The following is a 25,329-nucleotide window of genomic DNA, read 5'->3' on the forward strand; positions in this document are numbered from 1 at the left end:
CCCGAGACCCCCGACCGCAATCTCCCCCTCCCGGACCGGCGCGACAGCCCCCGTCACTACGTCCCCGGCCGCTGACCGCGGGCGTGGGCGTCCACTACCCGCTCGATTCGACGGGATCCCGTCGATGGCGCGGAGTTGTGGATGGTGGCGCCCGCTCTCCACAGGCCCCGGATGCACCCTGGTCTCGCCCTCGGGTCCGCCGCCACACTCGGGTGGTGGTCGTTCTGAGTCGAGCCGAGTTGCTGCGCAATGGAATCAGTGGGAGTGCGCTCTCTCGTCGTGTCGCGGCGGGAGCGCTCCACCGAGTGCTGCCCGCGGTGTACTCGACCACTCCGCCGAGCTACGAGGACCGGTGCCGCGCCGTCCTGGTCTGGAAACCCCACGCGGTTCTGAGTCACGACACCGCCGCCTGGTGGTGGGGTCTGCTGAGCAACGAGCCACACCTGGTGCACGCCACCGTCCCACCGTCCGCCTCGTATCGGGGCCCGACGTGGTGCGTGCTCCACCGACGCGACATCACCACTGTCGTGTATCGGGAGACGCTGCCCCTGGTGACCGCGGAACAGTGCTTCGTCGACGTCGCGACGACCCTGAACGAGGACGCCCTGGAACGCTTCGTCGACCACGCGCTCACCCGACGGATGCGCTGGCGCGCGGTTGCCCGGGCCTGTGACGCGGTGCGGGTAATGCACGGTGTTCCTGCCGTCCGGGAGCAGCTTCGGCGGGCCTGCCCGCGCACGCTCTCCGAGCCCGAACGTCTCGTGGCACGCGCACTGGCACGACGGAACTTCCCCCTCGAGATCAACGGCGAGGTGGGGCCCTATTACGGCGACCTGGTGGACCGACGAGGCCGCGTGATCGTCGAGATCGACGGCCGCGAGTTCCACATCGACGCGTACACGTTCACGCAGGACCGCATCCGGCAGAACCACCTGATTCTCGACGGATGGCTGGTGCTGCGGTACTCGGCGGCCACCGCCATGGCGCGGACCGACGAGGTGGTCGAGCAGATCATCACGGAGGTACGGCGGCGGCGCAAAGCGCGGGCGTGACGTACCGCAACTCGGGCATTCCGACGGGATCCCGTCGATCCGGTCGATTCGAGGGCAGAAACGCCCGGCAGTTCGGCCCGGGCGGAGACCTCACCGCACACACGCCGACGCCCGGCCCACCGCGAGGGTGGACCGGGCGTCGAACGAGGTGGAGCAGGACTCAGAAGTCCATGCCGCCCATGCCGCCGGTCGGGTCGCCCGCGGGCGCTCCGGCCTTCTCCGGCTTGTCGGCGACGACGGCCTCGGTGGTGAGGAACAGAGCCGCGATCGACGCTGCGTTCTGCAGAGCCGAGCGGGTGACCTTGACCGGGTCGTTGATGCCGGCAGCGAGCAGGTCCTCGTACTCGTTGGTCGCGGCGTTGAGGCCGTGGCCGGTGGGGAGGTTGCGGACCTTCTCCGCGACGACGCCGGGCTCGAGGCCGGCGTTGAACGCGATCTGCTTCAGCGGTGCCTCGAGGGCGACGCGCACGATGTTGGCACCGGTGGCCTCGTCACCCGAGAGGGTGAGTCCGTCCAGAGCCGGCGACGACTGCAGCAGAGCCACGCCACCACCGGCGACGATGCCCTCCTCGACGGCGGCCTTGGCGTTGCGCACGGCGTCCTCGATGCGGTGCTTGCGCTCCTTGAGCTCGACCTCGGTGGCAGCACCGGCCTTGATGACGGCGACGCCGCCGGCCAGCTTGGCCAGACGCTCCTGCAGCTTCTCGCGGTCGTAGTCCGAGTCGGAGTTCTCGATCTCCGAGCGGATCTGCGCGACGCGACCGGCGATGGCGTCGGCGTCGCCGGCACCCTCGACGATGGTGGTCTCGTCCTTGGTGACGACGACCTTGCGAGCCTGGCCGAGCAGCTCGAGTCCGGCGCCCTCGAGGGACAGGCCGACCTCTTCGCTGATGACCTCGCCACCGGTGAGGATGGCGATGTCGGCGAGCTGAGCCTTGCGGCGGTCACCGAAGCCCGGGGCCTTGACGGCGACGGACTTGAAGGTGCCGCGGATCTTGTTGACCACGAGGGTGGAGAGCGCCTCGCCCTCGACGTCCTCGGCGACGATCAGCAGCGGCTTGCCGGACTGGATGACCTTCTCCAGCAGCGGCAGCAGGTCCTTGACCGTGGAGACCTTGGAGCTGACCAGCAGGATGTAGGGATCCTCGAGGACGGCTTCCTGACGCTCGGCGTCGGTGACGAAGTAGCCCGAGATGTAGCCCTTGTCGAAGCGCATGCCCTCGGTGAGCTCGAGCTGCAGGCCGAAGGTGTTGGACTCCTCGACCGTGATGACGCCTTCCTTGCCGACCTTGTCCATGGCCTCGGCGATGAGCTCGCCGATGGACGCGTCGCCCGCGGAGATACCGGCGGTAGCAGCGATCTGCTCCTTGGTGTCGATCTCCTTGGCGGACTTCAGCAGGGACTCGGTGACGGCGGCGACGGCGGACTCGATGCCGCGCTTGAGGCCGAGCGGGTTCGCGCCGGCCGCGACGTTGCGCAGGCCTTCGCGGACGAGTGCCTGAGCGAGGACGGTCGCGGTGGTGGTTCCGTCACCGGCGACGTCGTCGGTCTTCTTGGCAACTTCCTTGACCAGCTCGGCGCCGATCTTCTCGTACGGGTCCTCGAGCTCGATCTCCTTGGCGATGGAGACGCCGTCGTTGGTGATCGTGGGGGCGCCCCACTTCTTCTCGAGCACGACGTTGCGACCCTTGGGGCCCAACGTCACCTTGACTGCGTCGGCGAGGCTGTTCAGCCCACGCTCGAGGCCACGACGTGCCTCTTCGTCGAACGCGATGATCTTGGCCATTGCGAAGTGATCCTCCGGATTGGGGGTGACACGCGAAGCGACCGCGGTTGGGGCCGCTCCAATTCCAATTCCGGCCGAGTCGGTGCCCGCGACGGACGACCAGGGGTGTCGACGATTCCCGATCTCACCTCTTCGACCTGGCACTCACACTACATGAGTGCCAGGTCCGATTCTGGCACTCGACCCTGTCGAGTGCAAGCCCTCGAGGTGCCGTCAGAATCCGGCGATGCAGGCCCGCCCGGTCGAGAGGTCCAGCGCGAAGGAGTTGAGGCCGGCGCAGTTCACACCCGTCTCGGTCGACGCGCTCGCGCCGCCGCCGTAGCCCGCCACGGCGATGGCCGTCGCACCGTTCGACGCCGCCGAGCGGCTGATGCCGCCACCGAGCGCGAAGGAGTACGACGTGCCGGCGCCGCTGACGGCGCTCAGTGCGGTACCGAAGCCCGTCGCCGTCGCGTTGGCGGATCCGCCGTCGGCGACGGAGACCGCGGTGCCGCTGTCGCTCGCGTCCGACCGCGCGACGCCCGGCGCGGTGGCCTTGGCTCCGCAGCTGGCCGTGCCGTCGATCCTGATGTCGTTGGCGGACGGGGGCGAGACGCACGTGACGGGCGCCGCGGTGGCGGTCGCGGTACCGAGCACCGCGCCGAACGACAGGACGGCCGAGGTGGCGGCTACGGCAGCGGCGGCACGGCGGACGCGGGCGGAACGAGCGGACGAGAAGGCGGCGAACAGCGTCACGGAGAACTCCTGGAGAACGACGAGCGAAACGGCGAGAGATCCCGCCCACGGGGGCAGGCACGGCGAACCTTACCGGCCCCACCCGGCCGACGAGGGGCGGCGAACGTAACGATTCGGTGTGCGCCCGAGCCCCGGGTCGGCGGACGTGGTCGCCGCGCTCGGCCGGCACCCGCGCGGCCGGCTCCGACGCCGTCCGACCACTCCGAAAACGCTGCCGCTCAACGCATTCCGGTCCCACTGGCCGTCAGCTCACGCCCGCACGCGCCACCGAGGCATCGCCCTCGGGAGGGCAGCACGGGGTCGGGCGCGGTCAGCGCGCTCGCTTGCGCCGAGAGGCGGGACGCGGCGGCGTCTTCTGCGCGGGATCGGCGCCCTTCCGCCGCGTGGCACGCGCGGCGGGATCGGCACCCGTGCGCCGCTCGGCGGCGGCGCGGGAACTGTGCGCGGACCGCCCCCGGACGATGCCGAGGAACTCCTGCCGGGGGTCGCTGTCGATCTCCTCGCCGTCGCTCCCTGCGCCCTCGACGGGCCAGGCGAGGAACACCTGCGTCGACGGTGCGTCCGTCACCGGCCGGTAGACCAGGTCCTTGCGCGCGTGGAGCCGAGCGAGCGAGTGCGGAAGCACCACCGGCCCGACACCGGCGGCGACCATCTCGAGCGTGACGGCGACGTCGTCACCCCGCTCCTGCATCGATTCGCCGTCGAGGTCGGCGAGGGTGACCGCGTCGTACGCGGCGACGGGATGGTCCTTCGGCACGACGACGACGGCCACCTCCGCGTACAGCGGGACGGTGTGGAGCCCGTCGCGGTCGGCGGGTTCGCGCACGAAGCACATGTCCACGCGGCCCTCGCGAAGCGCCGCCAGCTGGTCGGGCTCCTCGATCACCTCCGCGGTGAGGGGGGTCTCGGGGAAGCGGTCGGCCCAGATTCGGGTCCACTTGGTCACGGTGACGCCGGGAACGAATCCGATGCGCAGGGTGGGCACGGGCTCGGGGGCGGGCTCCGCGCGTCGTCGTTCGTCGTCCGCGGCGATGACGGCGCGGGCGTGCGTCAGCAGGGTCTCCCCGGCGGCGGTGAGGTGCGTTCCCGACTCGTCGGTGACGAACACCCGCTCGCCCACCTCGGCCTCGAGGTCGCGGATCGCCGCGCTCAGGCGCTGCCGGGAGACGGACAGCGCACGCGCCGTCCGGCCGAAGGCGCCCGTCTCGGCGACCGCGACGAACCAGCGCAGGACGGTCGGATCGGTCACGCGATCAGGGTAGGGCACCGGTCGGACAGTGGTGGGGAGTCGATCGACGTCACGGCGTCGGGGCGGTGTCCGCGCCGTTAGGCTGATGCCGTGAGCACCGGAGACACGTCCCAGTCCATGAAGCCGCTGACCGCGGCGGGCAAGCTCGGCATCTACCTGCCGGCCGCACCGGAGGACTTCCGCACCGGCAGCATCACTCGCGCCGAGGTGGATGCGCTGCGCGCCGACCCGCCGGAGTGGCTACGGGTGCTCTGGGAATCGGGGCCGTTCCCGCGCGACGTGGTGGCGCGCAAGCTCGGCGTCACCAACACGGCGCTGGCCCGCAACGGGGTGTCGGACGCGCTCACGCAGGAGCAGATCGACGCCCTGATCGGGGAGGAACCCGAGTGGTTGACCCGCGAGCGGGCGAACCTCGTGGAGGTGCAGCGCGAGGCTACGCGGGTGAGGGAGAAGGAGATCGAGCGGCGCGAGCGGACCAACCGCCCGCCCAAGAACCGCTGAAGCGGGGGTCCGGCTCCGCGCCGGACCCCGGCCGCCGATCAGACCGCTGCGGAACGACGACGGGCGAACGACGCGTGCACGTCCTGGTGCGCCGTGCGGCGCTGCGTCACCTCGTCGAGACCGCCGACCAGCGCGGACACGAGGCCGGCCGGGTCGGTGAGCCACTGACGTTCGATGGCCGCGACCTCGTCGGGCAGCAGCAGGCCGGTGTACCGCAGGTCGGTCACCCACCGGTCGATGTCGCCGTGGTCGATGGAATCGAGTGCGGCGCGGTCCACGCCCGACTCGAACTCGTCGCAGAACACGGCACGCACCAAATCGGTGTGCCCGGGATTGACCATGCGACGTCGGTTCTCGAGTAGCTCGTACATCCGCATCTCCCCGATACGAGGCGCCGCGTGGACGCCGTCCAAACTGGGTGTAACGAGTTCGGGAACGTGAGCGATACAACAATCCCGGTCGTTGACGAGAGCGTACGCCCCGTGCGGCCATTACGCAGACCCTCGTAACAATTCGTGATCCGCCACAAACACGTACGTCATGGATACCGTTCGTTTTCGTTGTGGGGTTCCTACAAACATCCGCGAGAACCATTGTTCGACCATTGTGGGAATCCGCGTGTCGCCATCGGCGTGTCGAGGCGCGCCGGGCGCATACTGCGATCGTGACCGCTCTCGCCACGATCGCCGCGCTGCTCGCCGCCGCGATCCACACCTATATCTTCGTTCTCGAGTCGCTCGCGTTCGACACCGCGGGACGACGTGTGTTCGGCGTCCGCGACGACGCCGAAGCCCGCGCGGTGAAGCGCTGGGCGTTCAACCAGGGCTGGTACAACCTGTTCCTCGGCATCGGCGCCGCGGTGGGCGGCCTGGTGCTGTCGTTCGGCGAGGCTCACGTCGGCGCGGCGCTGGTCCTGTTCGCCTGCGGGTCGATGGTCGGTGCCGCAGCCGTGTTGGGCTCGACCGACAAGGCGCTGCTGCGCGCCGCCGCCGTTCAGGGCGGGCCGAGCGCGATCGCCGTCGTCGCCGCGGCGATCAGCCTGATCTGACCGTCCCCCGACACGGGCCGTGCCGGGGAACGGGCCGTGCGGACGGCCCGCCGGGGGCGACCCCCCGGCGGCGGCCGGCTCAGGACGAGAGCAGAACCCGCACGGCGACGGCGTTGTCCCCGACCACCGCGGCGACGTGCCGACGGACGGTGGCGAGGTCCGTCGCCGCCGTGGCGAGGGACGCGTCGGCCTCGGTACGGGCCAGGACGGTGATGACGGGAACGCGGGAGCCGTCGCTCCGCTCCCACCGCAGCCGCGAGCGAGCGGACCGGATGCCGGGCAGGTCGCGGGCGACGTCGGCCGCCTGCTTCGTCACGGCCCGCAGATCGACGGTGACCGATCCCGGCACCGACGGATCCGAGCTGAGCGTCAGCTCGCGTCCCGCCGACGACGGCAATCGGCGCAGCAGCGACCACAGCAGCAGCAGCACGAGCACGACGCCGGCTCCACCCAGAGCCCACGGCCACCAGGAATCCGACTGCCGATCGGCGACCGCGCCCACGTTCAGGGAGTCGAGCTCGAACGGCAACGACCCCTGTTGCCACAGCGCCGCACCGACGCCCAGGGCGACCAGGGCGGCACCGAGAATCAGCACGCCGAGACGGTCGAAGAACGCCGTACTGCGCTTCACGACGCCGCTCCCTTCGTGTCGGTGGTGGTCTCGTCGGCCGACCCTGCAGCGGTCGAGGTGGCGGACTCGGCGGGCGCCGCAGCGAGCTTCGCGCGGTCACGGCGGTGGATCCACACGTCGTCGGCCAGGTCGGTCGGCCGGTAACGACGGCCGCGCCACTTGAGCGCCGCGAGCACCATGAGGGCACCGACCACCGCGGCGGCGATGCCGCCGGGCACCATCCACGACTGCGGCCCCAGCCCGTTCAGGTAGTCCAGTGCGGATCCGGTCCACGCGGTGCCCGGCACCCATCCCCAGAGGACGACCGCGTCACGGATGAGCACCGCGGCTCCCGCCAGCAGCGCGAGCGTCCACAGGAAGGCCCAGGGCGTGGCCGCCGGTGCGGCCAGGGGCCGAGGAGCGGGCAGCAGATCCGCCGTGGACCCGGCTGCGGCGGCGACCTCGCGGTCGGTCGACGCGAAGTCGCCCACCCGCACGTCGACGGACTCGGTTCGCAGTCCGGAGTCGGTCATGCCGCGCGCGATGTCGCGACGCAGATCGTCGGCGACGGTCACGGCCGAGCGCGGCCACGTCACCGTGACGTCCGCGGCGGCCCGGACCGTGCGGCCCTCCTGGGTCACCTTCACCCGCGACGGGCGTCGACCGAACGTGCCGCCACCCGAGACCACGCCCGTCGTGCGGCTCAGCGAGGCGTCGGCGATGCGCTCGATCGCGCGGTCGAGCACCGTGAGCGAACCCCGCTCGCCGGGCTCCGCGAGCGGGGCGGGGCGAGCGTCGTCGGGGTCAGCCACGGCCGCGGCCGCGCAGCAGGGATTCGGGATCGAAGTTTCCGTCCCGGTAGGCGCCGACGGCGAAGCCGATGGCCCCGAGCACGAGCGCGACCAGGAAACCGGTGAACCCGCCGGCGGCAGCCGCGACGGCCAGCAGCAAGCCGGCCAACAGTCCGATGGTGGAGGAAGTCATGGTGCTCCGATCGCTGGGGTGGGTGGTGCGGGTCGAGAAAGATGAGGTCAGGGCCGCGGCGGGGGCGTGATGTCGACGTACGCGCGTCGGCGAGGCAACGCACGTCCCGCGCGTCGGACGAGACGCAGAGCGCGTCGTCGGGCCGTCGTCACCACGACGACGTCGACCGGCGTCGAGCGCGGACCGGCGACCTCGCGGTCGACGATCCCGAAGCGGCGATCGACGTCGCGCAGGGCGCGCATCAGTCGATCCGCGTCACCTCCCGCATCCGGGTGGTGAGCGCGAACCGCCGCACGACGAGCCTCGCGGTAGGCGGGCTCGTCGTGCGACGGTCGGTGCGGGTCGGTCACGGGGCGGGGGTACCCCCGCCGAACCCGCTCGACTCCGAGCTGCCGTGCTCGAGACCGGGCGTGCCGGTGTCCCCGACTCGATCCGGCGAGGCCTGCTCGGGCGGAACGACGTCCTGCACGAGCACGTTGACCGGCTTGTCGACGATCGCGCGCACCGCCCGACGCACGGCGTCCGCGGTCTCGCGGACGACGGCATCGGTGGTGACCGCGATGTGGACCTCGGTGGCGTCGTCACGCACCGCGACGCCGGCGACACGCCGCCCCGGCAGGTAGGTGCCGATCTCGCCGAACACGCCACCGTGCAGGAACGCGACGCCGGGAACCGCCGTCACGGCCGCAGCGACGCGATCGGCGACGTCCTCACCTGCCGGAGACGCGGTCATCGGACGCGCGCGGGTGCGGGCTCGTCGTGCTCGTTGTCCTCTTCGAAGAGGTAGACGTCGTGGACGGTGATGTTGACCTCGGTCACCTCGAGGCCGGTCATGCGCTCGACCGCGTCGATGACGTTGCGACGGATACCGGCGGCCAGGTCGGCGATGGACACGCCGTAGTCCGCGACGATGTCGATGTCGACGGCGGCCTGACGCTCGCCGACCTCGACGGACACGCCCTGCGAGTGGTTGACGCGGGCGCCCGGGATGCGCTCGCGGAGGGCGCCGATGGCGCGGGTCGCGCCGCCGCCCACGTCGTGCACACCGTTGACCTCACGGGTGGCGATGCCGGCGATCTTCGAGACCACGACGTCGGCGATGGTGGTCCGCCCGTCGGAGGCGACCAAGGTGCCCGAGTCCTCGCTCTTGGTGGTCTTGTCCAGCGAGTTCGCCGAGGTGGTCGAACCGGTCGATGCAGTCATCTCCGAATCATCCTTTCAGGTCGTTGGTGTCAGGAGTAGGTCGCGGCCGAGCCGCGGAAACGTGCGCCCTTGTGACGTATGACACACCACGTATGCCACACCCGGTCGGGTCCAACCCTCCTCGAGCCGGTCCGAGACGGCGTCGGAACCGAATACCGGGACATGCAGGCCACGACACCCGCAGCGTCGACCGGAGCGCGGGACTCCGACGCATTGGTCGACGCCGCCGTTCTCGGCGACCGGGCGGCGTTCGAGACTCTCGTGCGAACGCACGGACCAGCGATGTACCGCTTCGCCCGCAACATGGTGCGTGACGACGGCCTGGCCGAGGAGATCGTGCAGGACGCCTTCGTCGCCGCGTGGAAGAGCCTCGAGCACTACCGTTCCGACTCCGCGCTGCGCACGTGGCTGTTCGGCATCGTCAACCACAAGGCCATCGACGCCACCCGACGCCGGGTGCCGCGACCGGCCGAGGACTGGCTGTTCGAGGAGGCGGTCAGCGACGCCGTCGCCGATCCCGCGGCCGCCGCCACGGGGTCCGACTTCCTCGCGGCCCTGCGTCGTGTGCTGGCGGATCTGCCGGAAGTGCAGCGGTCCTGCTGGTTGTTACGTGAAGTGGAGGGAATGACTCACGTCGAGATCGGGGAGACGTTGTCGATGTCCCCGTCCGCGGTTCGCGGACAGGTCACCCGTGCTCGACGCACTCTGAGCGAGAGGATGGCCCCATGGCGGTGACACTCGACGACGGCGCAGGGACGGACCCGCTCCTGGACCGAGCGGCACAGGAACTGCGCGACGAGGAGACGCCCTCCTGGGTGGCGGCCAGCGCGGCCATCCTGGCGACGCTGCGGCGCACCACCCGGCGGACCACGCCCGTCGACGCCGCGTTCCCGGGCGGAGCGGGCGGCGACTCGCTCCGGATCGGCGACCACGTGGTGCGGCTGTCGATCCTCCGGTCCCTCGGCGACCTGCCCAGCCGCGTGCGCGCCGTGGACCTCACCCTCGAGGGGCGGACGGTCACCGGAGCCGAACTCGACATCGCGATCCCGTACCTGCAGGACCTCGACCACCTCGTCGCCGCCATCGAGGCGCGGGTGACCGAGGCGTTGCGCGAGATCCTCGGCACGACCGTGTCGTCCGAGGGCGTGCGGATCCACGTGGTGGACGTTCTCGCTCCCTGACGTCCGGATACAGTGCGGGTCGATGCCGTGACGCCCGGTCACGGACACCGACGACGGGACCGACCGCCATGGCCACCTCTCTGTCCGCCTCCATCGACGTCGAGGCCTCACCGGCCGCGGTCTGGGCGGTGGTGTCCGACCTGAAGCGCATGGGCGAGTGGAGCCCGCAGTGCAAGAAGATGACGGTGCTGGGGGGCGACCCGAAGGTCGGCACCCGCACGATCAACCTGAACAAGCGCGGACCCCTGCTGTGGCCGACCACCGCGAAGGTGATCCGGTTCGAGCCCGAGCGTCGTCTGGCCTTCCGGGTGACCGAGAACCACACGATCTGGTCCTACGAGCTCGAGCCGACCGCGACGGGCACCCGCGTCACCGAGCGTCGTGAGGCGCCGGGCGGAACCACGGCGGTGTCGAACGTGATGGTTCGCCTGGCCTTCGGCGGGCAGCGCAACTTCGACGGCGAGTTGGAGCGGGGCATGAACGCGACGCTGGCCAAGATCAAGGCCGCCGCCGAGAAGTAGCGGCTGCGAACGGGACGAATCCGGCGCCGCGTCCGTACGGTGGAGGTATGACTCCACGCCCGGCCGTGCTCACCGCCGCTGTTCTCGCCGCCGGGCTCGCGGCGTCGGCGTGCGCGTCGTCGGCGGAGGCCGACAGCAGCCCCGCCACCACCACGCCGCCGCCCGTCGCGGCGGAGCCGGGCACGGCGCCGCCGCCGGTGTCCGTCGACGTCGTGGCCGGCGGGCTCGATCACCCCTGGGACGTGGTGCGGGCACCGGACGGCACGGTGCTGTTCACGGAGCGGGCGGGGTCGTTCACGGCGGTGCGTCCGGGCAGCGAGCCGACGCCGGTCTCCGCGGACCTCGGCGATCTGTTCGCGTCGTCGGAGACGGGCTTGATGGCGTTGGCGCTCTCGCCCGGCTTCGAGCAGGACCGCACCGTCTACTCGTGCCAGGGAATCGAGTCCGGCGACGGCCGGTCCGTGGGGGTCGTGGCCTGGACCGTCGCACCCGACTGGTCCGCACTGACCCGCGAGCGCACGGTCATCGACGGCTTCCCGGTGTCGACGGGACGGCACGGTGGGTGCCGCATCCTGCCGCGTGACGACGGCACCCTGCTGATCGGCACGGGTGACGCCGCGCAGCCGTCCAACCCGCAGGACCCGGAATCGCTGGGCGGCAAGGTGCTGCGTGTCGACGCCGCCACCGGCGCCCCCGCGGCCGACAATCCGGACCCGGCGTCACCGGTCTTCACGCTGGGCCATCGCAACGTGCAGGGGCTCGCCGAGCAGCCCGGCACCGGCCGGGTGTACTCGGTGGAGCAGGGCAGCTCGCGCGACGACGAGGTCAATCTTCTGATCCCCGGCGGCAACTTCGGGTGGTCGCCCGATCGCAGCGGATCCGGGTACGACGAGTCGGTCGCCATGACCGACCCCGACCGGGTGCCGGGTGCGCGCGGTGCGGTGTGGAGCTCCGGGCCGTCCACCGTCGCGACGGCGTCGGGGACCTTCCTCACCGGATCCGGTTGGGGAGCCTGGGACGGGGCACTCGCCGTCGGAGTGCAGAAGGGGCAGCAGGTTCTGCTGCTGCGTCTGTCCGAGGACGGCACCACCGTCACCGAGCAGGCCACCCTGCCGGAGCTGAGTGAGTTCGGTCGGATCCGCACCGTCTCGGCGCAACTCGACGGCTCGCTCCTGGTGACGACGGACAACGGCGACACGGACTCGGTTCTGATCGTCGCGCCGGAGTAGCGACCTCGACACCGATTCGAGGCCCGATCGTGATGCCCCGTGGCTAATCGTGGCGTTTCGCTGCCCGGGGGCAGGGGTAGCCGATTGCCGACGTCGTGCCTGGACTTCGGGTCGACGGAGAGTCTCGAGTCGGAAGAGGTATGGACATGGTCGAGCTCGGTTGGATTGGTTGGATCATCATCGGCGGTCTCGCGGGCTGGATCGGCAGCAAGATCATGAAGACGGACGCGCAGCAGGGCATCATTCTGAACGTCGTTGTGGGCGTTGTCGGTGGACTCATCGCTGGCTTCGTGGCGAGTCGCGTCTTCGGCATGGAAAGCGGGGGCTGGATCTACAGTTTCGTAGTCTGTCTGATCGGCGCCTGCATCCTGCTGTTCATCGTCAAGGCGGTCACCGGACGTCGCTCGCGCGTCTGACAGTCTCCGTGGTCCTCGGGGCCCCTCACGTAACCTCGTGAGGGGCCCCGAGGCATCTGTCCGGCCGCGCGGGCCCGCACTCGATCCACCCGTAACCCCGACGTAAGAGGAGATCGTGGCCCGACGCCCCGTCCCAGCAGGCACGCCCGAACCGACCGGCCTCGGCCACATCGTGGATCTGATCCGCTCGTCGATTCCTCCGCTGCATCCGGCCGGCGCCCCGTTCGTCGCCGCGCCGCTCGCCGTGGCCGCACTCGGCCGCCGTCGTCGTGCGGTGCGCACCGTCTCCCTGCTCACCGCGGGCGCGATGGCCGGCTTCTTCCGTCATCCCCCGCGCGTGCCGCCCAACCGGGCCGGGGTCGTCGTCGCTCCCGCCGACGGCGAGGTGGCGCTGGTCGACGTCGCGGTCCCTCCGGCGGAACTCGACCTCGGGTCGGAACCGCTGCCGCGCGTGAGCATCTTCCTGTCGGTGCTCGACGTGCACGTCCAGCGAGTTCCAGTGTCCGGCAGCGTGATCGACGTCGTACACAAGGCGGGCCAGTTCCTCTCGGCCGATCTCGCGGACGCCAGCGTCGTCAACGAGCGCACCTCGATGCACCTGCGGACACCCGCGGGGCACGACCTCGCCGTCGTGCAGATCGCCGGTCTCCTCGCGCGGCGCATCGTCAACCACGCCTCGGCGGGTGACACCCTCACCATCGGCGACACCTACGGGCTGATCCGGTTCGGCTCGCGCGTGGACACCTACTTCCCGGCGGGATCGCGCCTGACGGTCCTGCCCGGCCAGCGAGCGGTGGGCGCCGAGACCGTGCTCGCCGAACTCCCGTGATCGCTGCCGCCGAGTCCGCGGCGTCCGACGGGGAAGGCGGCCGCACCGGGCCCGTGCGGTTGCTGCCGAGCGCTGTGACGGTCCTCGCGATGTGCGCGGGGCTGTCCGCCGTGAAGTTCGGCCTCGACGGCCGACTCGGGTTGTCCCTGGCCATGATCGGGGCCGCGGCCGTGCTCGACGCACTCGACGGACGCATCGCGCGCATGCTCGACGCCACGTCGCGGATGGGCGCGGAACTCGACTCGCTCGCCGACGCCATCTCCTTCGGCGTCGCGCCCGCCCTGGTGCTCTACGTGACGCTGCTCGAGGGCAGCAGCGGCGGGTGGGTCATCGCGCTGATCTACGCGGTGTCCATCGTCCTGCGCCTCGCGCGGTTCAACACCCTGATCGACGACGATTCCCGGCCCGCCTTCGCGGGCGAGTACTTCGTGGGCGTCCCGGCGCCGGCGGGCGCGTTGATCGCCCTGACCCCGCTCGCCGTGGAGGAGCAGTGGGGCACGGGGTGGTGGTCGTCGTACTACGTCGTCGCCACGTGGGTGGTGCTGTCGGCGCTGCTCATCGTCAGCCGCATTCCCACCCTGGCCCTCAAGAGCGTGTCGGTTCCGCCGCGCATGGCCGCGATCCTGCTGGTCCTGGTAGGGCTGGCGGGCGCCGCGTTGATCACCTTCCCGTTCGTGCTCCTCATCGTGTTGATCGCGCTCTACCTGGCGCACATCCCGTTCGCGGTGCGCTCCAAGCGGTGGGTCGCCGCGCGTCCGGAGACGTGGGAGGCCAAACCCGCGGAACGACGCGCGGTGCGGCGGGCGGCGCGGCGGGAACGTCCGGGGATCGTGCGGCGTCGTCGTCCCGCGCAAGCGAGTCGTAGTTCGGCGCGTCTTCGCTTGCGCCACCCAGGTGGCAAGACGTAATCCACCGCGTTCATCGTTCTTCGTACCCGCGCCAACGCCGGCGAAGGTAGGGGCACGCTTCCCGAATCGGTTTCGAGCCAGTCAGGGGCGAGCGCCGCTGCCGGCTTCTTCAGGAACCCGCAGAGGAAGCACCTCCGTGGGGGTTGACAGGACCGCCTGCCACGACGAACTGCCCACACCGCCAACAGGGTTGTGGGGTTGCTCCGTATGCAACGTTCTGCGCTGCGATACACCGGCCGCAGAACACGCGCATCATTCCGCTTGGCGGCCTCGGCGTCCCGTCTGGGGCAACGAGGGCGGCGAGTATGCCGAACGGCCCGAAAAGCAAGCCGACGAAGAACCAGCTGCGGCGTCGGTTCTTGTCCACCGCTATGAGCATGGTGGGGACCGAAAACACAAGCAGCGACAAGAGCAGCAAGACCTGAAACGGCGTCATGGTTATCTCCTATTAGTGACCGGCGCGAAGCATACCGGCTGGCCGCGGGCCAACTCGTGCGGAGTGAAGCGTCAGCGCACAGAGGCGGGTCTCTGCTGTCCGGTCGACGGAATTGCAGCACTGCCTACATCGCTAGTCTCGACGGGGTGAGCGCCCCCGAACTGTCCCTGACCGTCCGTCTCACCACCTCGGCCGCCGACGCGCGCCGCGGCATCGTCCGGATCCACCCCGAAGCGCTGCTGGCGCTGGGCCTGCGGGAGTGGGACGCGGTGGAGTTGGTCGGAGCGCGGCGGACGGCATCGGTGGTCGCCGCGAGCACGGTGTCGCCCAGCGGGATCGCGTTGCTGGACGACGTGACGCTCTCCAACACCGGCCTGACCGAGAACGCCACCGTGGTCGTCCGCCCCGTCCGGGTGGCGGGCGGGACCACGGTCACCGTCCACGGCGGGACGGCCGTGGCCGCGCTCGACGACGCCACGCTGCGCCGCGCGCTGCTCGGCAAGGTGGTGAGCGCGGGCGACGCCGTGTCCCTGCTGCCCCGCGACCTCGGGCCGGGAACGTCCACGGCCTCGGTGTCGGCGACGTTGTCCCGCACCGTGGGGGTGGCCTGGACCACCGAACTGTTGACCGTCACCGCCACCGATCCTGCTGGGCCGGTGAGCATTCAGCCCAACACGTCGGTGACGCGCGGTGCCGCCGCCGTGGCGACGACCGCCGCCGACGAACCTCGGGACCGTGCGTCCGAACCGACCGTCGCCGTCGACGATCTGGTGGGCGCCCGCGAGCAGGCCGCCACGCTCGGCGAGTGGCTGGAGTTGGCCCTCGACCGTCCGGACCTGCTGCGTTCCCTCGGCGCGTCACCGCGGCTGGGGGTGCTGGTCACCGGACCCGGCGGCGTCGGGAAGGCGACGATGGTGCGTTCCGTCGCCGCGCGCCGACGTCTGGTCGAGATCGACGGCCCGTCGGTCGGGTCCACCGCCGCCGACGATCGACTGGCCGCCGTGACGCGCGTCGTCGACACGGCCCGCGCCGCCGAGGATCCCACGGTGCTGCTCGTCTCGGACGTCGACGCCCTGCTGCCCGTCGACGCGGACCCGGTCTCGACGTTGGTGCTGGATCGTCTGCGGTCCGCCGTCGCGTCGTCGGGAGTGGCGTTGGTGTGCACCACGTCTCGGCCCGACGCCGTCGACGCCCGGCTGCGCGATCCGGACCTGGTGGACCGGGAACTGACGCTGCCCCTGCCGGATTCGACCGGGCGCGCCCGCCTGCTCGACGTGCTGCTCCGCGAGGTGCCCACCGAGGGCCTCGCCACCGGTGAGATCGCGCTGCGGACACCGGGTTTCGTGGTGGCGGATCTCGCCGCCCTGTGTCGGGAGGCCGCGGTGCAGGCGGCGGCACGCGCGCACCGCACCGAGTCGACCCCGGTGTTGACGCAGGAGGATCTGGTCGGCGCGCTGGCCGTGATTCGGCCGCTGTCCCGCTCGGGCACCGAGGAACTGGTGGTCGGGAGTCTCGAGCTCGACGACGTCGGCGACATGGTGGAGACCAAACAGGCGCTCACGGAGGCGGTGCTGTGGCCGCTGCGCCACCCGGATTCGTTCGCCCGCCTCGGCGTCGATCCGCCGCGCGGGGTTCTGCTCTACGGGCCGCCGGGATGCGGCAAGACGTTCGTGGTTCGCGCTCTCGCCAGTTCCGGTCAGCTGAGCGTGCACACCGTCAAGGGCGCCGAGCTGATGGACAAATGGGTGGGCTCGTCGGAGAAGGCCGTGCGCGAGTTGTTCCGTCGCGCACGCGATTCCGCGCCGTCGCTGATCTTCCTCGACGAGGTCGACGCGCTCGCGCCGCGTCGCGGACAGAGCAGCGATTCCGGCGTCGGCGATCGCGTGGTCGCCGCCCTGCTCACCGAGCTCGACGGCGTGGAGCCGCTGCGGGACGTCGTCGTCCTCGGGGCGACCAACCGGCCCGAACTCATCGACCCGGCCCTGCTGCGCCCGGGCCGACTGGAGAAGGCGGTGTTCGTGCCGCCGCCCGACGCCGACGCGCGGCGCGCGATCCTGGCGACGGCGAGTCGGTCGGTCCCGCTGGCGGAGGACGTCGACCTCGCCGCGCTCGCCGAGGATCTCGGCGGCTACTCCGCGGCGGACTGCGCCGCCCTGCTGCGGGAGGCCGCACTCACCGCCATGCGGCGGGACGTCGACGCCGCCGTGGTGACCGCGGACGACGTCGCACGGGCGTGCGACGCCGTCCGGCCGTCACTGGACGCCGCTCAGGTCGCGGCGTTGCAGGCGTACAGCATCTCGCGCTGAGAACGTGTTCAGCGCCAGGCGGCGAGCACCTCGGCGGCCCGCTCGGCGAGCACGGCCTGGAACAGCGGGCCGAAGCTGACCCGACCCACGCCGTGGGCGGCGAGCGCTGACGGGGTGTTCTTCGCCGGGTGTCCGATGGCGTTGACGGGCAGGGGCAGCTCGGCGGTGAGCCGCTTCTGGTCGTCGTCGGAGTGGAAGCCGACCGGGTAGAGGGAGTCTGCGCCGGCCGCGGCCGCGAGCTTCATCCGGGCGATCGCACGATCGACGCGGTCGTTCTCGTCGCCGATCTGCTTGACGAAGAGGTCGGTGCGGGCGTTGATCACCACGTGCACGTCGGTGGCGTCGGACGCGGCGCGCAGCGCGCCGACCAGATCGGCGTGCTCCTGCGCTTCACGCAGCCGGCCGCCCTCGCCGTGCACGGTGTCCTCGATGTTGAGGCCGACGGCGCCCGCGTCGATCAGGCCCTGGATCAGCCGCGTCGGGTCCTCGCCGTAGCCGGACTCGATGTCGACGGAGACGGGCACGTCGACCGCCGCGGTGATCTGCCGGACGCGGGTGAGCAGATCGTCGAACGTCATGCCCTCGTTGTCGGACTTGCCGATCGAGTCGGCGACGGGATGCGAGCCCACCGTCAGCGCCGAGAACCCCGCCGTGACCGCGAGGTTCGCCGACCAGGCGTCCCACACGGTGGGCAGGATGACCGGATTGCCCGGAACGTGCAGGTCGAGGAGGGTGGTGGCCTTCTGCGCGAGTGTCGTCATGGTGGGTACGAACCCGCCCCCTGCGGCGGACATTCCCGGTGCCACGATCGGGACCGATAGGTTCGGTGCAGTGAGACGACTGCGCGCCGCCCCTCCCACCCTCGCGGCCCCCGTTCTCGCGGCGTCGGCATCCGGGGCGCTCGCCGCCGTGGCGTGGTCCGGGCCCCGCACCGCGCAGTGGCCGTTCGCCGCCGGCGTGGACGATCTGGTCCGCTGGCAGTCCGCGCAGTCGACCGCGACGACGGTGGGTCAGGTGCTGGCCGTGGCCGTCGCCGCGTACCTCCTGGCCGTGGCCGAGAGTGCCCGACGGCTGCCGTGGATCCTCGCCGTCGTCGCGATCGTGCTGCTCGCGTTCACCAAGGTCGCCCTCCCCGAGTCCGCGAGTCTGTCCGTGCTCATCGCGCTGCACGGGGTGAAGTCCGCGGCCGCGGGGGTTCTGGTCGGACTCGCCCTGCACGGGGTGCGGCACCTCCGCGGCGGCTGGGTCGGCCTCGCGTCGGGACTGCTCGGCGGCACCGCCCTGGCCTCGGTCGGAACGCGAGCGACCACCGACGGGTTCGTGGCGCGGCGACTCGACAGCAGCAGTGTCTTCGGCGAGCCCGCCTGGTGGCTGGTGGGCGTCGCCGTCGTCCTCGCCGTCGTCGCCGCCCTGGTACCGGGGCCGGGGCCGGGGAACGAGCCGCGATCGGCCGAAACTACGCCCGACGCCCCGCGCCGCGACCTCCTGCGGCTCGTGGTCTTCGCCGTCCTGGTCGCCGTCGTCTGCCGGGTCGGCGTCGAGGTGGTCGGCACCGGCGAGTACTCCCTCGCGCTCGCGATCGCCGCGCTGGTGGTCGCCCTCGTCGTGATCGACCGCGTGGCCGCGCGCTGGGACACCGCCGACGCCCGCACCGTCGTCGCCACCGTCCTGGCCACCACCGCCGCCGTCGCCCTGTGGAACACGCTGGCCCGGACGACGACGTCGGAGACGGTCCTGCTCGCCGTCGGTCTCGCCGGACTCGCCGCCGGGGCGCTCGCGGCGTGGCTGCTGCCGGTCGGGCGGATCACGTCGTGGCTCGCCGGGCTCGCCCTGGCCGCCGCCCCCGCGGCTGCGAGCCTGCTGGACGCCGAGCCCGCTCCGGCCGTCGCGCTGGGTGTCGTGACGGTCGCCGTGCCGATCCTGCTCCTTGCCGTCGCCCACGGCGACGGCGGTCCGCACCCGACGGTTCGCCCCCTCGCCCTCGCTCTGCCGGGCGCCGCGTTGCTGCTGTCGACGGCGGCGCCGCTGCCTGCGTTGCTGCTCGATCAGGTCACCATCGACGACTTCCTGGCCACGCTGGCTCCGCTGGACCCGGCCGACCCGGGAACGGTCACGGGAATCGGGCTCTCCCTCGACGGCGTCACCGCCGACCCCACCCCCACCTACCTCCTTCTCGGTGTCTCGGTGGCGGCGTTCCTCCGACTCCTCACGCTCGCCCGACGCGGCTGATCGCGCACATACCCCTACCCCCCGTGGGTATCCCGGCCCGACGGGACCGCGACCGCGCACGTTAGGATGGTCTCTGCACGGTCGTCCCGGAACGCCGCCACCTCTGCGGCGCCATCGATTCGTCCGACACCCCGCCGCCCAACACGTCACCGACGGAGTGCCACTTGCTTTGGATTCTCGTTGCCCACGCCGCGGCTGCGCTCGGTGCGCCTCTGCTCGTCCGGTGGTGGGGTCGACGAGCGTTCCTTCCGTTGGCACTGGTGCCGGCCGCGTCGCTCGGCTGGGTGATCGGGAACTGGAACACCGAGCAGCGCCTGGACATCGAGTGGGTGCCGGGTCTGTCGATGGACATCGACATGCGGTTCGACTCGCTCGCCGCGGTCATGTGCACCCTGATTCTCGGAATCGGGACGTTGATCCTGCTCTACTGCGCCCGCTACTTCGAGGACGACGAGCCACGTCTGGGCATCTTCGCCGCCGAGATGGTGGCGTTCGCGGGCGTCATGTTCGCGCTGGTGACCAGCGACAACATGCTCATGCTCTACATCTTCTGGGAACTGACGACGGTGCTGTCGTTCCTGCTGGTCGGTCACTACGCCGAGCGGGCATCGTCCCGCCGAGCCGCCACCCAGGCCCTGCTGGTCACCACGGCCGGTGGCCTGGCGATGCTCGTGGGCATCATCGTGCTGGGGCAGATGGTGGGCAGTTACAACCTGTCCGACGTCGTCGCCGCGGCCCCGCGCGGGTGGTTGGCGGGGGTGGCCCTGGTGCTCGTGCTCGTCGGCGCGCTGAGCAAGTCGGCCATCGTTCCGCTGCACTTCTGGCTCCCCGGCGCCATGGCCGCCCCCACCCCCGTCAGCGCGTACCTGCACGCCGCCGCGATGGTGAAGGCCGGCATCTACCTCGTCGCGCGGCTCGCCCCCGGCTTCGCCGACGCCGGTCCCTGGCGAGTCACGATCCTGACGCTCGGTCTCGCGTCGATGCTGGTCGGCGGCTACCGCGCACTGCGGGCCTACGACCTCAAGCTGGTGTTGGCGTTCGGCACGGTCAGTCAGCTGGGCTTCCTGGTGGCCATCGTGGGCATCGGCACCCGGACCGCGCTGCTCGCGGGTCTCGCGATGGTGGTGGCCCACGGATTCTTCAAAGCGGCGCTGTTCATGGTGGTCGGCATCATCGACCACAGCACGGGCACCCGCGACGTCCGGCGGCTGGCGCACCTCGGTGACCGCGCCCCGGTGCTGTGCGCGACGGCGGTGGTCGCGGCCGCATCGATGGCGGGCCTGCCGCCGTTCCTGGGATTCGTCGGGAAGGAATCGGCGTTCGAGGCCGCGATCGACTCCGACGCGTTGAGCCCCGGCGCGTCGGCGGTGGTTCTCGGCGCGATGGTCCTCGGATCGATCCTCACCGTGGCCTACAGCCTGCGCTTCGTCTGGGGCGCCTTCGGCCGCAAGAAGCTGCGCGCGCCCAGCGCCGCGGTGGCCGGAATGCACGCCCCCGGTGCGTTCTTCCTCGCCCCGGCCGTCCTGTTGGCCGCGCTCGGACTGGTCGGCGGACTCGCCGCACCGGTGATGGACCGCCTGCTCTCCCCCTACGCCGAGACGGTGCCGTCGTACGGCGCGAAGGTCTACCACCTCGCGCTGTGGCACGGCTTCTCCCTCCCGCTCGGCATGACGGCGATCGTGATCGTGGTCGGTGTCGCGCTGTACACGGTGCACAAGTCCATCGCCCGCGCCGTCCCGCAGTCGCCGCTCAACGCCGACCGCATCTACGACCGCACGCTGTACGCGATGGACCTGCTGTCGCTGCGCCTCACCGGAACCACCCAGCGCGGTTCGCTCCCCGGCACGCAGGCCACGATCCTCGCCACGCTGGCCCTGTTCCCGCTGATCTCCCTGCTCGTCTACACCCGTACGGGCCTCGAGACCCGGCTCGCGGACTCGCCGGTGCAGATCGTCGTCGCCGTCGTCATGGTCGCCGCCGCGGCCGGCGCGATGGTGATGCGCAACCGCCTGGCCGCGGTCCTGCTCGTCGGCGTCACGGGCTACGGCGCCGGGGTGATGTTCGTGCTCCACGGCGCCCCCGACCTCGCGCTCACGCAGTTCCTGGTCGAGACCCTGACCCTGGTGGTCTTCGTGCTGGTCCTGCGCAAACTGCCCGCGGAGATCGACGAAGGCCGCGCCTTCGGCCGCAAACCGCTCCGCGCTCTGTTGGCGATCGGGGTCGGCGTCATGGTCACCCTGGTCGGGGCGTACGCCATGAACGGCCGCAACTCCCGGCCCATCGCCGAGCTGTTGCCCGACGCGGCGTACCTGCTCGGCGACGGCCGCAACGTCGTCAATGTCATCCTGGTCGACATCCGCGCGTGGGACACGTTCGGCGAGATCTCGGTGCTGCTGGTCGCGGCCACGGGTGTCGCCAGCCTGGTGTTCCGCAATCGGCGGTTCGGCAGCGCTCCGCGGGTGTCCGACGCCCCGAACTCCATGGACAGCACCCAAGCGGCGTCGGAGATCACGTGGCTCTCCGGCAGCGATCTCATCGATCCCAAGCACCGGGTGCTCGTCCTCGAGGTCACCACCCGGCTGGTGTTCCCCACGGTGATGATGCTGTCGATCTACTTCTTCTTCTCCGGCCACAACGCCCCCGGCGGCGGGTTCGCCGGCGGTCTCACCGCCGGTCTCGCGCTGGTCCTGCGCTATCTCGCGGGCGGTCGCTACGAGCTGGGCGAGACCCTGCCGTACGACGCCGGCAAGGTGCTGGGCGTGGGTCTGCTGTTCGCGGGCGGCGCGGCGCTGACCTCGCTGTTCCTCGGCGCGCCGGCCCTGTCCTCCGCGACGTTCGAGGTGACCCTGCCGATCCTCGGCGACATCAAGATGGTCACGGCGCTGTTCTTCGACGCCGGCGTCTACCTCATCGTGGTGGGACTGGTGCTCGACGTCCTCCGCAGCCTCGGCGCGCGCCTCGACGCCCAGATCGAAACGAGCCAGCAATGACCGCCAACATCACGATCCTGGCGTTGGTCGCCGTCCTCGTCGCGGCCGGCGTGTACCTGCTGATCGAACGCAGCATCGTCCGCATGCTGCTCGGTCTGCTGCTGCTCTCCAACGGCCTCAACCTGCTGATCCTCACCTCGGGCGGGCCCAACGGCAATCCCCCGGTGGTGGGGCGGGTGTCCGACGCCGGGGCGGGCGATGCCGATCCGCTCGCCCAGGCGATGATCCTCACCGCCATCGTCATCACCATGGGCATCGCGGCGTTCGTCCTGGCCCTGGCCTACCGCTCGTACACCATCAACGTCGCGGACGTCGTCGAGAACGACCCCGAGGACACCAAGGTCGCCCAGCGGCGCAGCCTCGCCGACGCGCCGGATCGCGACAAGTCCGACGACCCGGTCACCGGCGAACCCGGCGAGGCCGGCGACGCCTTCGACAAGGACGGAAATCCCATTCCTCTCGACCAGATCGCCAACCGCGAGGACCTCGAGTGCTACGAGGACCTCCACGAGGGCCGCTTCCTCGACCGGGACGACGACACCGACGCACGGACGGCGACGGACGCATGACCCTCCCCGCCTCCATCGTCACCCCGCTCATCCCGCTGCCGGTCCTGATCCCGCTGCTGGCCGCGGCGCTGACCCTCGTGCTCGGCCGGCGCCCCCGGGCGCAGCGCATCATCACGATCGTCGCGCTCGTCGCCGTCACCGCCGTGTCCTCAGTGCTGCTGTTCCTGGCCGACCGCGACGGCACCACCGCGCTGCAGGTCGGCGGCTGGGAAGCGCCGCTCGGCATCACCCTGGTGGTGGACCGACTCTCGGCACTGATGCTGGTGGTCTCCGCCGTCGTCCTGCTCGCGGTCATCGTCTACGCCGTCGGCCAGGGCATCCGCGACGGCGATTCCGAACAGCCGGTCTCGATCTTCCTGCCGACCTACCTGGCCCTGACCGCGGGCGTCTGCAACGCGTTCCTGGCCGGTGACCTCTTCAACCTGTACGTCGGGTTCGAGGTCCTGCTGGTGGCGTCGTTCGTCCTGCTGACCCTGGGTGCGAGTGCCGAACGCGTCCGCGCCGGCGTCTCGTACGTCATGGTCTCGGTGGTCTCGTCGATGATCTTCCTGGCCGGTCTGGCCGCGGTGTACGCGGCGACGGGCACCCTGAACTTCGCCCAGATGGCGCTGCGTCTCGACGACGTGCCGCAGGGCACCCGGATGGCCATCTTCGCGATCCTGCTGGTCGCCTTCGGCATCAAGGCGGCCGTGTTCCCGCTGTCCGCGTGGCTCCCCGACTCGTACCCGACGGCGCCGGCCCCGGTCACCGCCGTCTTCGCGGGCTTGCTGACCAAGGTCGGCGTCTACGCGATCATCCGCACGCACACCCTGCTGTTCCCGGACGGCTCGATGGACAACGTGCTGGCGATCGCGGGCCTGCTCACCATGGTCGTCGGCATCTTCGGTGCCATCGCGCAGAGCGAGATCAAACGTCTGCTGTCCTTCACCCTGGTCTCGCACATCGGCTACATGATCTTCGGCGTGGCGCTGTCGACCAAGGCGGGGCTGTCCGGTGCGGTGTACTACGTGGCCCACCACATCCTGGTGCAGACCACCCTCTTCCTGGTGGTCGGTCTGATCGAGCGGCAGGCCGGCTCGTCGTCCCTGCGACGTCTCGGCAGCCTGGCCGCCGCCAGCCCCTTCCTCGCCGTGCTGTTCCTGGTGCCGGCCCTCAATCTCGGTGGCATCCCGCCGTTCTCGGGTTTCATCGGGAAGGTGGCCCTGCTGCAGGCCGGCGCGGACAAGGCCAGCGTGCTGGCCTGGGTCCTCGTGGCCGGCGGCGTCGTCACCAGCCTGCTGACGCTCTACGTGGTGGCGCGCGTGTGGACCAAGGCCTTCTGGCGAGCGCGGGCCGACGCCCCCGAGGGCGACATCTCCGACGATTCGCCGACGGCGTTGCTGGACAACGCCTCCGACGTCAGTTACGACTCGCGGGTCGATCCCGGCCGGATGCCGGTGGGCATGCTGGTGCCGACCGTCGGCCTCGTCGTGGTCGGGCTGGCGTTGACGGTGTTCGCCGGACCGATCATCGGCATCAGCGACCGCGCGGCCGACGATCTGCGTGACCGCACGGTCTACATCACCGCGGTGCTCGGCGGCACCGAGGACCCGGTGACGTACGGCGTGGACGCCGGGGCCGACGCGACCGGAGGGGGCGTCCGATGAGGTTCCTCACGCGTGATCTGCTGCTGCGCCTCGCCCTGCTCGCGTGGCTTACCGGGGTGTGGGTGCTGTTGTGGGGCAACGTCTCCCCCGCCAACATCCTCGGCGGTTTGGCGGTGGCGCTGTTCGTGACCACCGTGCTGGCCCTGCCCCGCGTGCCCGTCGAGGGCCGCGTGCACCCGCTGTCGATCGTGCGGCTGCTCGGTGTACTGATCTGGTACGCCGGAGTGTCCAGCGTGCAGGTCGCGTGGGCGGCGATCCGGCCCGGCGAGGCCCCGATCAACGCCGTGCTGCGGTACCCGGTACGCATCAAGTCCGATCTGGTGCTCACGTTCCTCGTCGACGCGCTGAACATGGTGCCCGGCACCCTGGTCCTCGAGATCGACCGCGAGGAGCGCGTGCTCTACATCCACGTCTTCGACGTCGGCAAGCCCGACGCCATCGATCAGTTCCGCACCATCGCGCGCACCTACGAGGACGCGTTCATCGCGTCCTTCGAGCGCGACCGCGAATGGCACCCCGCCGTCACGTCGTCGCACAGCACCACCGACGAGGAGGAGGCGGTGGCCGAGACCGCGCGCGACATCTCCACCGACTTCTCCGGGAAGGACCGCACGTGACCGTCGTCCTGACCGTCGCCGGCCTGATGATCCTCACGGCCGCCGTCATCACCACCTACCGACTCCTCGCGGGGCCGAATTCCCTGGACCGCCTGGTGGCCGTCGACACGCTCATCGCGCTGGTGATCTGCGGCGTCATGGTGTGGGCCGTCTACACCCGCGACACCACCCTGGTGCCGGCCATCGTCGCCCTGTCGGTGGTCGGGTTCGTCGGATCCGTCTCCGTCGCCCGGTTCCGCGTCCCCGACGACGCGGCGAGCCGCGCCGCCACGAAGCGACTCCCC

General features: G+C 71.0%; 27 protein-coding genes and 1 pseudogene. 17 read left to right on the plus strand and 11 right to left on the minus strand.

What is annotated here, in order from left to right:
• Positions 1 to 215 precede the first annotated feature (215 nt).
• Positions 216 to 1,052, plus strand: coding sequence for a DUF559 domain-containing protein (locus tag HQ603_RS11755; protein ID WP_308126483.1), 837 nt, complete (start codon positions 216 to 218; stop codon positions 1,050 to 1,052).
• 160 nt (positions 1,053 to 1,212) lie between these two features.
• On the opposite strand, the gene groL is transcribed toward HQ603_RS11755, so the two are convergent.
• From groL to HQ603_RS11770, 3 genes are all read right to left on the minus strand, one after another.
• Positions 1,213 to 2,838, minus strand: coding sequence for a chaperonin GroEL (groL, locus tag HQ603_RS11760; RefSeq protein WP_068099370.1), 1,626 nt, complete (start codon positions 2,836 to 2,838; stop codon positions 1,213 to 1,215).
• Positions 2,839 to 3,051: 213 nt separating this feature from the next.
• The gene (locus tag HQ603_RS11765) at positions 3,052 to 3,573 is read right to left on the minus strand and encodes a DUF6764 family protein (RefSeq protein ID WP_308126484.1); all 522 of its coding nucleotides are present in this window, start codon (positions 3,571 to 3,573) and stop codon (positions 3,052 to 3,054) included.
• A gap of 310 nt (positions 3,574 to 3,883) precedes the next feature.
• The gene (locus HQ603_RS11770) at positions 3,884 to 4,822 is read right to left on the minus strand and encodes a LysR substrate-binding domain-containing protein (RefSeq protein ID WP_308126485.1); all 939 of its coding nucleotides are present in this window, start codon (positions 4,820 to 4,822) and stop codon (positions 3,884 to 3,886) included.
• 90 nt (positions 4,823 to 4,912) lie between these two features.
• Here HQ603_RS11770 and HQ603_RS11775 point away from each other — a divergent pair, with 90 nt between their 5' ends.
• Positions 4,913 to 5,323 (plus strand): DUF5997 family protein, encoded by a 411-nt coding sequence (locus HQ603_RS11775; protein WP_371831044.1) that lies wholly within the window; start codon positions 4,913 to 4,915, stop codon positions 5,321 to 5,323.
• 38 nt (positions 5,324 to 5,361) lie between these two features.
• Here the strand turns inward: HQ603_RS11775 and HQ603_RS11780 are convergent, their stop codons facing one another.
• Positions 5,362 to 5,694 carry a hypothetical protein gene (locus HQ603_RS11780; protein WP_222684730.1) on the minus strand — a complete coding sequence of 111 codons (333 nt, stop codon included), beginning with the start codon at positions 5,692 to 5,694 and terminating at the stop codon, positions 5,362 to 5,364.
• 293 nt (positions 5,695 to 5,987) lie between these two features.
• On the opposite strand from HQ603_RS11780, the gene HQ603_RS11785 reads away from it, so the two are divergent.
• Positions 5,988 to 6,371: a DUF1304 domain-containing protein gene (locus HQ603_RS11785; RefSeq protein WP_308126486.1), complete on the plus strand. Its 384-nt coding sequence runs from the start codon at positions 5,988 to 5,990 to the stop codon at positions 6,369 to 6,371.
• Between the two features lie 79 nt (positions 6,372 to 6,450).
• Here the strand turns inward: HQ603_RS11785 and HQ603_RS11790 are convergent, their stop codons facing one another.
• From HQ603_RS11790 to HQ603_RS11815, 6 genes are read right to left on the minus strand one after another with little or no spacing between them, the layout of a single operon-like run.
• Positions 6,451 to 7,002, minus strand: coding sequence for a hypothetical protein (locus tag HQ603_RS11790; protein ID WP_222684731.1), 552 nt, complete (start codon positions 7,000 to 7,002; stop codon positions 6,451 to 6,453).
• On the minus strand, positions 6,999 to 7,793 hold the full coding sequence (locus HQ603_RS11795) for a hypothetical protein (protein ID WP_222684732.1): 795 nt from the start codon (positions 7,791 to 7,793) through the stop codon (positions 6,999 to 7,001). The genes HQ603_RS11790 and HQ603_RS11795 overlap by 4 nt, the downstream gene beginning before the upstream one ends.
• Entirely contained in the window at positions 7,786 to 7,965 is a 180-nt protein-coding gene (locus HQ603_RS11800) for a DUF2273 domain-containing protein (protein WP_068099361.1), read from the minus strand. The genes HQ603_RS11795 and HQ603_RS11800 overlap by 8 nt, the downstream gene beginning before the upstream one ends.
• 47 nt (positions 7,966 to 8,012) lie before the next feature.
• Positions 8,013 to 8,315 carry a hypothetical protein gene (locus HQ603_RS11805; protein ID WP_222684733.1) on the minus strand — a complete coding sequence of 101 codons (303 nt, stop codon included), beginning with the start codon at positions 8,313 to 8,315 and terminating at the stop codon, positions 8,013 to 8,015.
• Entirely contained in the window at positions 8,312 to 8,698 is a 387-nt protein-coding gene (locus tag HQ603_RS11810) for a hypothetical protein (RefSeq protein ID WP_261773751.1), read from the minus strand. The genes HQ603_RS11805 and HQ603_RS11810 overlap by 4 nt, the downstream gene beginning before the upstream one ends.
• Positions 8,695 to 9,168, minus strand: a complete 474-nt coding sequence (locus HQ603_RS11815; RefSeq protein WP_222684734.1) for an Asp23/Gls24 family envelope stress response protein — start codon at positions 9,166 to 9,168, stop codon at positions 8,695 to 8,697. Before HQ603_RS11815 ends, HQ603_RS11810 begins: the two co-directional genes overlap by 4 nt.
• A 162-nt stretch (positions 9,169 to 9,330) precedes the next feature.
• On the opposite strand from HQ603_RS11815, the gene HQ603_RS11820 reads away from it, so the two are divergent.
• The 8 genes from HQ603_RS11820 (at position 9,331) to HQ603_RS11855 (ending at position 16,994) form a co-directional block, all read left to right on the plus strand.
• Entirely contained in the window at positions 9,331 to 9,903 is a 573-nt protein-coding gene (locus tag HQ603_RS11820; RefSeq protein WP_222684735.1) for an RNA polymerase sigma factor, read from the plus strand.
• Entirely contained in the window at positions 9,894 to 10,349 is a 456-nt protein-coding gene (locus HQ603_RS11825) for a hypothetical protein (RefSeq protein ID WP_222684736.1), read from the plus strand. Before HQ603_RS11820 ends, HQ603_RS11825 begins: the two co-directional genes overlap by 10 nt.
• Positions 10,350 to 10,417: 68 nt before the next feature.
• Entirely contained in the window at positions 10,418 to 10,870 is a 453-nt protein-coding gene (locus HQ603_RS11830) for an SRPBCC family protein (RefSeq protein WP_222684737.1), read from the plus strand.
• 47 nt (positions 10,871 to 10,917) lie between these two features.
• The gene (locus HQ603_RS11835) at positions 10,918 to 12,099 is read left to right on the plus strand and encodes a PQQ-dependent sugar dehydrogenase (RefSeq protein WP_222684738.1); all 1,182 of its coding nucleotides are present in this window, start codon (positions 10,918 to 10,920) and stop codon (positions 12,097 to 12,099) included.
• Positions 12,100 to 12,245: 146 nt separating this feature from the next.
• The gene (locus tag HQ603_RS11840) at positions 12,246 to 12,515 is read left to right on the plus strand and encodes a GlsB/YeaQ/YmgE family stress response membrane protein (protein ID WP_222684739.1); all 270 of its coding nucleotides are present in this window, start codon (positions 12,246 to 12,248) and stop codon (positions 12,513 to 12,515) included.
• A gap of 115 nt (positions 12,516 to 12,630) precedes the next feature.
• Positions 12,631 to 13,344, plus strand: a complete 714-nt coding sequence (locus tag HQ603_RS11845; RefSeq protein ID WP_222684740.1) for a phosphatidylserine decarboxylase — start codon at positions 12,631 to 12,633, stop codon at positions 13,342 to 13,344.
• Complete coding sequence (locus HQ603_RS11850; protein ID WP_308126498.1) at positions 13,344 to 14,252, plus strand: CDP-alcohol phosphatidyltransferase family protein; 909 nt, start codon at positions 13,344 to 13,346, stop codon at positions 14,250 to 14,252. The genes HQ603_RS11845 and HQ603_RS11850 overlap by 1 nt, the downstream gene beginning before the upstream one ends.
• Before the next feature lie 582 nt (positions 14,253 to 14,834).
• Positions 14,835 to 16,994 (plus strand): AAA family ATPase, encoded by a 2,160-nt coding sequence (locus HQ603_RS11855; protein WP_222684741.1) that lies wholly within the window; start codon positions 14,835 to 14,837, stop codon positions 16,992 to 16,994.
• A gap of 8 nt (positions 16,995 to 17,002) precedes the next feature.
• Here the strand turns inward: HQ603_RS11855 and HQ603_RS11860 are convergent, their stop codons facing one another.
• Complete coding sequence (locus tag HQ603_RS11860) at positions 17,003 to 17,755, minus strand: isocitrate lyase/PEP mutase family protein (protein WP_222684742.1); 753 nt, start codon at positions 17,753 to 17,755, stop codon at positions 17,003 to 17,005.
• Positions 17,756 to 17,825: 70 nt separating this feature from the next.
• On the opposite strand from HQ603_RS11860, the gene HQ603_RS11865 reads away from it, so the two are divergent.
• The 6 genes and pseudogenes from HQ603_RS11865 to HQ603_RS11890 all read left to right on the plus strand — a co-directional run.
• Complete coding sequence (locus tag HQ603_RS11865) at positions 17,826 to 19,223, plus strand: hypothetical protein (RefSeq protein WP_222684743.1); 1,398 nt, start codon at positions 17,826 to 17,828, stop codon at positions 19,221 to 19,223.
• A 164-nt stretch (positions 19,224 to 19,387) separates the two neighbouring features.
• Complete coding sequence (locus HQ603_RS11870; protein WP_222684744.1) at positions 19,388 to 22,213, plus strand: Na+/H+ antiporter subunit A; 2,826 nt, start codon at positions 19,388 to 19,390, stop codon at positions 22,211 to 22,213.
• On the plus strand, positions 22,210 to 22,782 hold the full coding sequence (locus tag HQ603_RS11875) for a Na(+)/H(+) antiporter subunit C (protein WP_222684745.1): 573 nt from the start codon (positions 22,210 to 22,212) through the stop codon (positions 22,780 to 22,782). Before HQ603_RS11870 ends, HQ603_RS11875 begins: the two co-directional genes overlap by 4 nt.
• Entirely contained in the window at positions 22,779 to 24,428 is a 1,650-nt protein-coding gene (locus HQ603_RS11880; RefSeq protein ID WP_222684746.1) for a Na+/H+ antiporter subunit D, read from the plus strand. The genes HQ603_RS11875 and HQ603_RS11880 overlap by 4 nt, the downstream gene beginning before the upstream one ends.
• Positions 24,425 to 25,045, plus strand: a complete 621-nt coding sequence (locus HQ603_RS11885; RefSeq protein WP_222684747.1) for a Na+/H+ antiporter subunit E — start codon at positions 24,425 to 24,427, stop codon at positions 25,043 to 25,045. The genes HQ603_RS11880 and HQ603_RS11885 overlap by 4 nt, the downstream gene beginning before the upstream one ends.
• Positions 25,042 to 25,293 (plus strand): annotated as a pseudogene (locus tag HQ603_RS11890) (monovalent cation/H+ antiporter complex subunit F); the annotation flags it as partial. The gene HQ603_RS11885 and the pseudogene HQ603_RS11890, both read left to right, overlap by 4 nt.
• Between the last annotated feature and the right edge of the window lie 36 nt (positions 25,294 to 25,329).

Source organism: Rhodococcoides corynebacterioides, assembly GCF_019834675.1.
Taxonomy (GTDB): Bacteria; Actinomycetota; Actinomycetes; order Mycobacteriales; family Mycobacteriaceae; genus Rhodococcoides; species Rhodococcoides corynebacterioides_A.

Bases quoted from the DNA above. Each gene is read 5' to 3' on its own strand.
- HQ603_RS11815 (WP_222684734.1), bottom strand. From the start codon at position 9,168: ATGACTGCATCGACCGGTTCGACCACCTCGGCGAACTCGCTGGACAAG.
- HQ603_RS11810 (WP_261773751.1), bottom strand. From the start codon at position 8,698: ATGACCGCGTCTCCGGCAGGTGAGGACGTCGCCGATCGCGTCGCTGCG.
- HQ603_RS11860 (WP_222684742.1), bottom strand. From the start codon at position 17,755: ATGACGACACTCGCGCAGAAGGCCACCACCCTCCTCGACCTGCACGTT.
- HQ603_RS11840 (WP_222684739.1), top strand. From the start codon at position 12,246: ATGGTCGAGCTCGGTTGGATTGGTTGGATCATCATCGGCGGTCTCGCG.
- HQ603_RS11885 (WP_222684747.1), top strand. From the start codon at position 24,425: ATGAGGTTCCTCACGCGTGATCTGCTGCTGCGCCTCGCCCTGCTCGCG.
- HQ603_RS11780 (WP_222684730.1), bottom strand. From the start codon at position 5,694: ATGTACGAGCTACTCGAGAACCGACGTCGCATGGTCAATCCCGGGCAC.
- HQ603_RS11875 (WP_222684745.1), top strand. From the start codon at position 22,210: ATGACCGCCAACATCACGATCCTGGCGTTGGTCGCCGTCCTCGTCGCG.
- HQ603_RS11830 (WP_222684737.1), top strand. From the start codon at position 10,418: ATGGCCACCTCTCTGTCCGCCTCCATCGACGTCGAGGCCTCACCGGCC.
- HQ603_RS11880 (WP_222684746.1), top strand. From the start codon at position 22,779: ATGACCCTCCCCGCCTCCATCGTCACCCCGCTCATCCCGCTGCCGGTC.
- HQ603_RS11835 (WP_222684738.1), top strand. From the start codon at position 10,918: ATGACTCCACGCCCGGCCGTGCTCACCGCCGCTGTTCTCGCCGCCGGG.
- HQ603_RS11800 (WP_068099361.1), bottom strand. From the start codon at position 7,965: ATGACTTCCTCCACCATCGGACTGTTGGCCGGCTTGCTGCTGGCCGTC.
- groL (WP_068099370.1), bottom strand. From the start codon at position 2,838: ATGGCCAAGATCATCGCGTTCGACGAAGAGGCACGTCGTGGCCTCGAG.
- HQ603_RS11825 (WP_222684736.1), top strand. From the start codon at position 9,894: ATGGCGGTGACACTCGACGACGGCGCAGGGACGGACCCGCTCCTGGAC.
- HQ603_RS11820 (WP_222684735.1), top strand. From the start codon at position 9,331: ATGCAGGCCACGACACCCGCAGCGTCGACCGGAGCGCGGGACTCCGAC.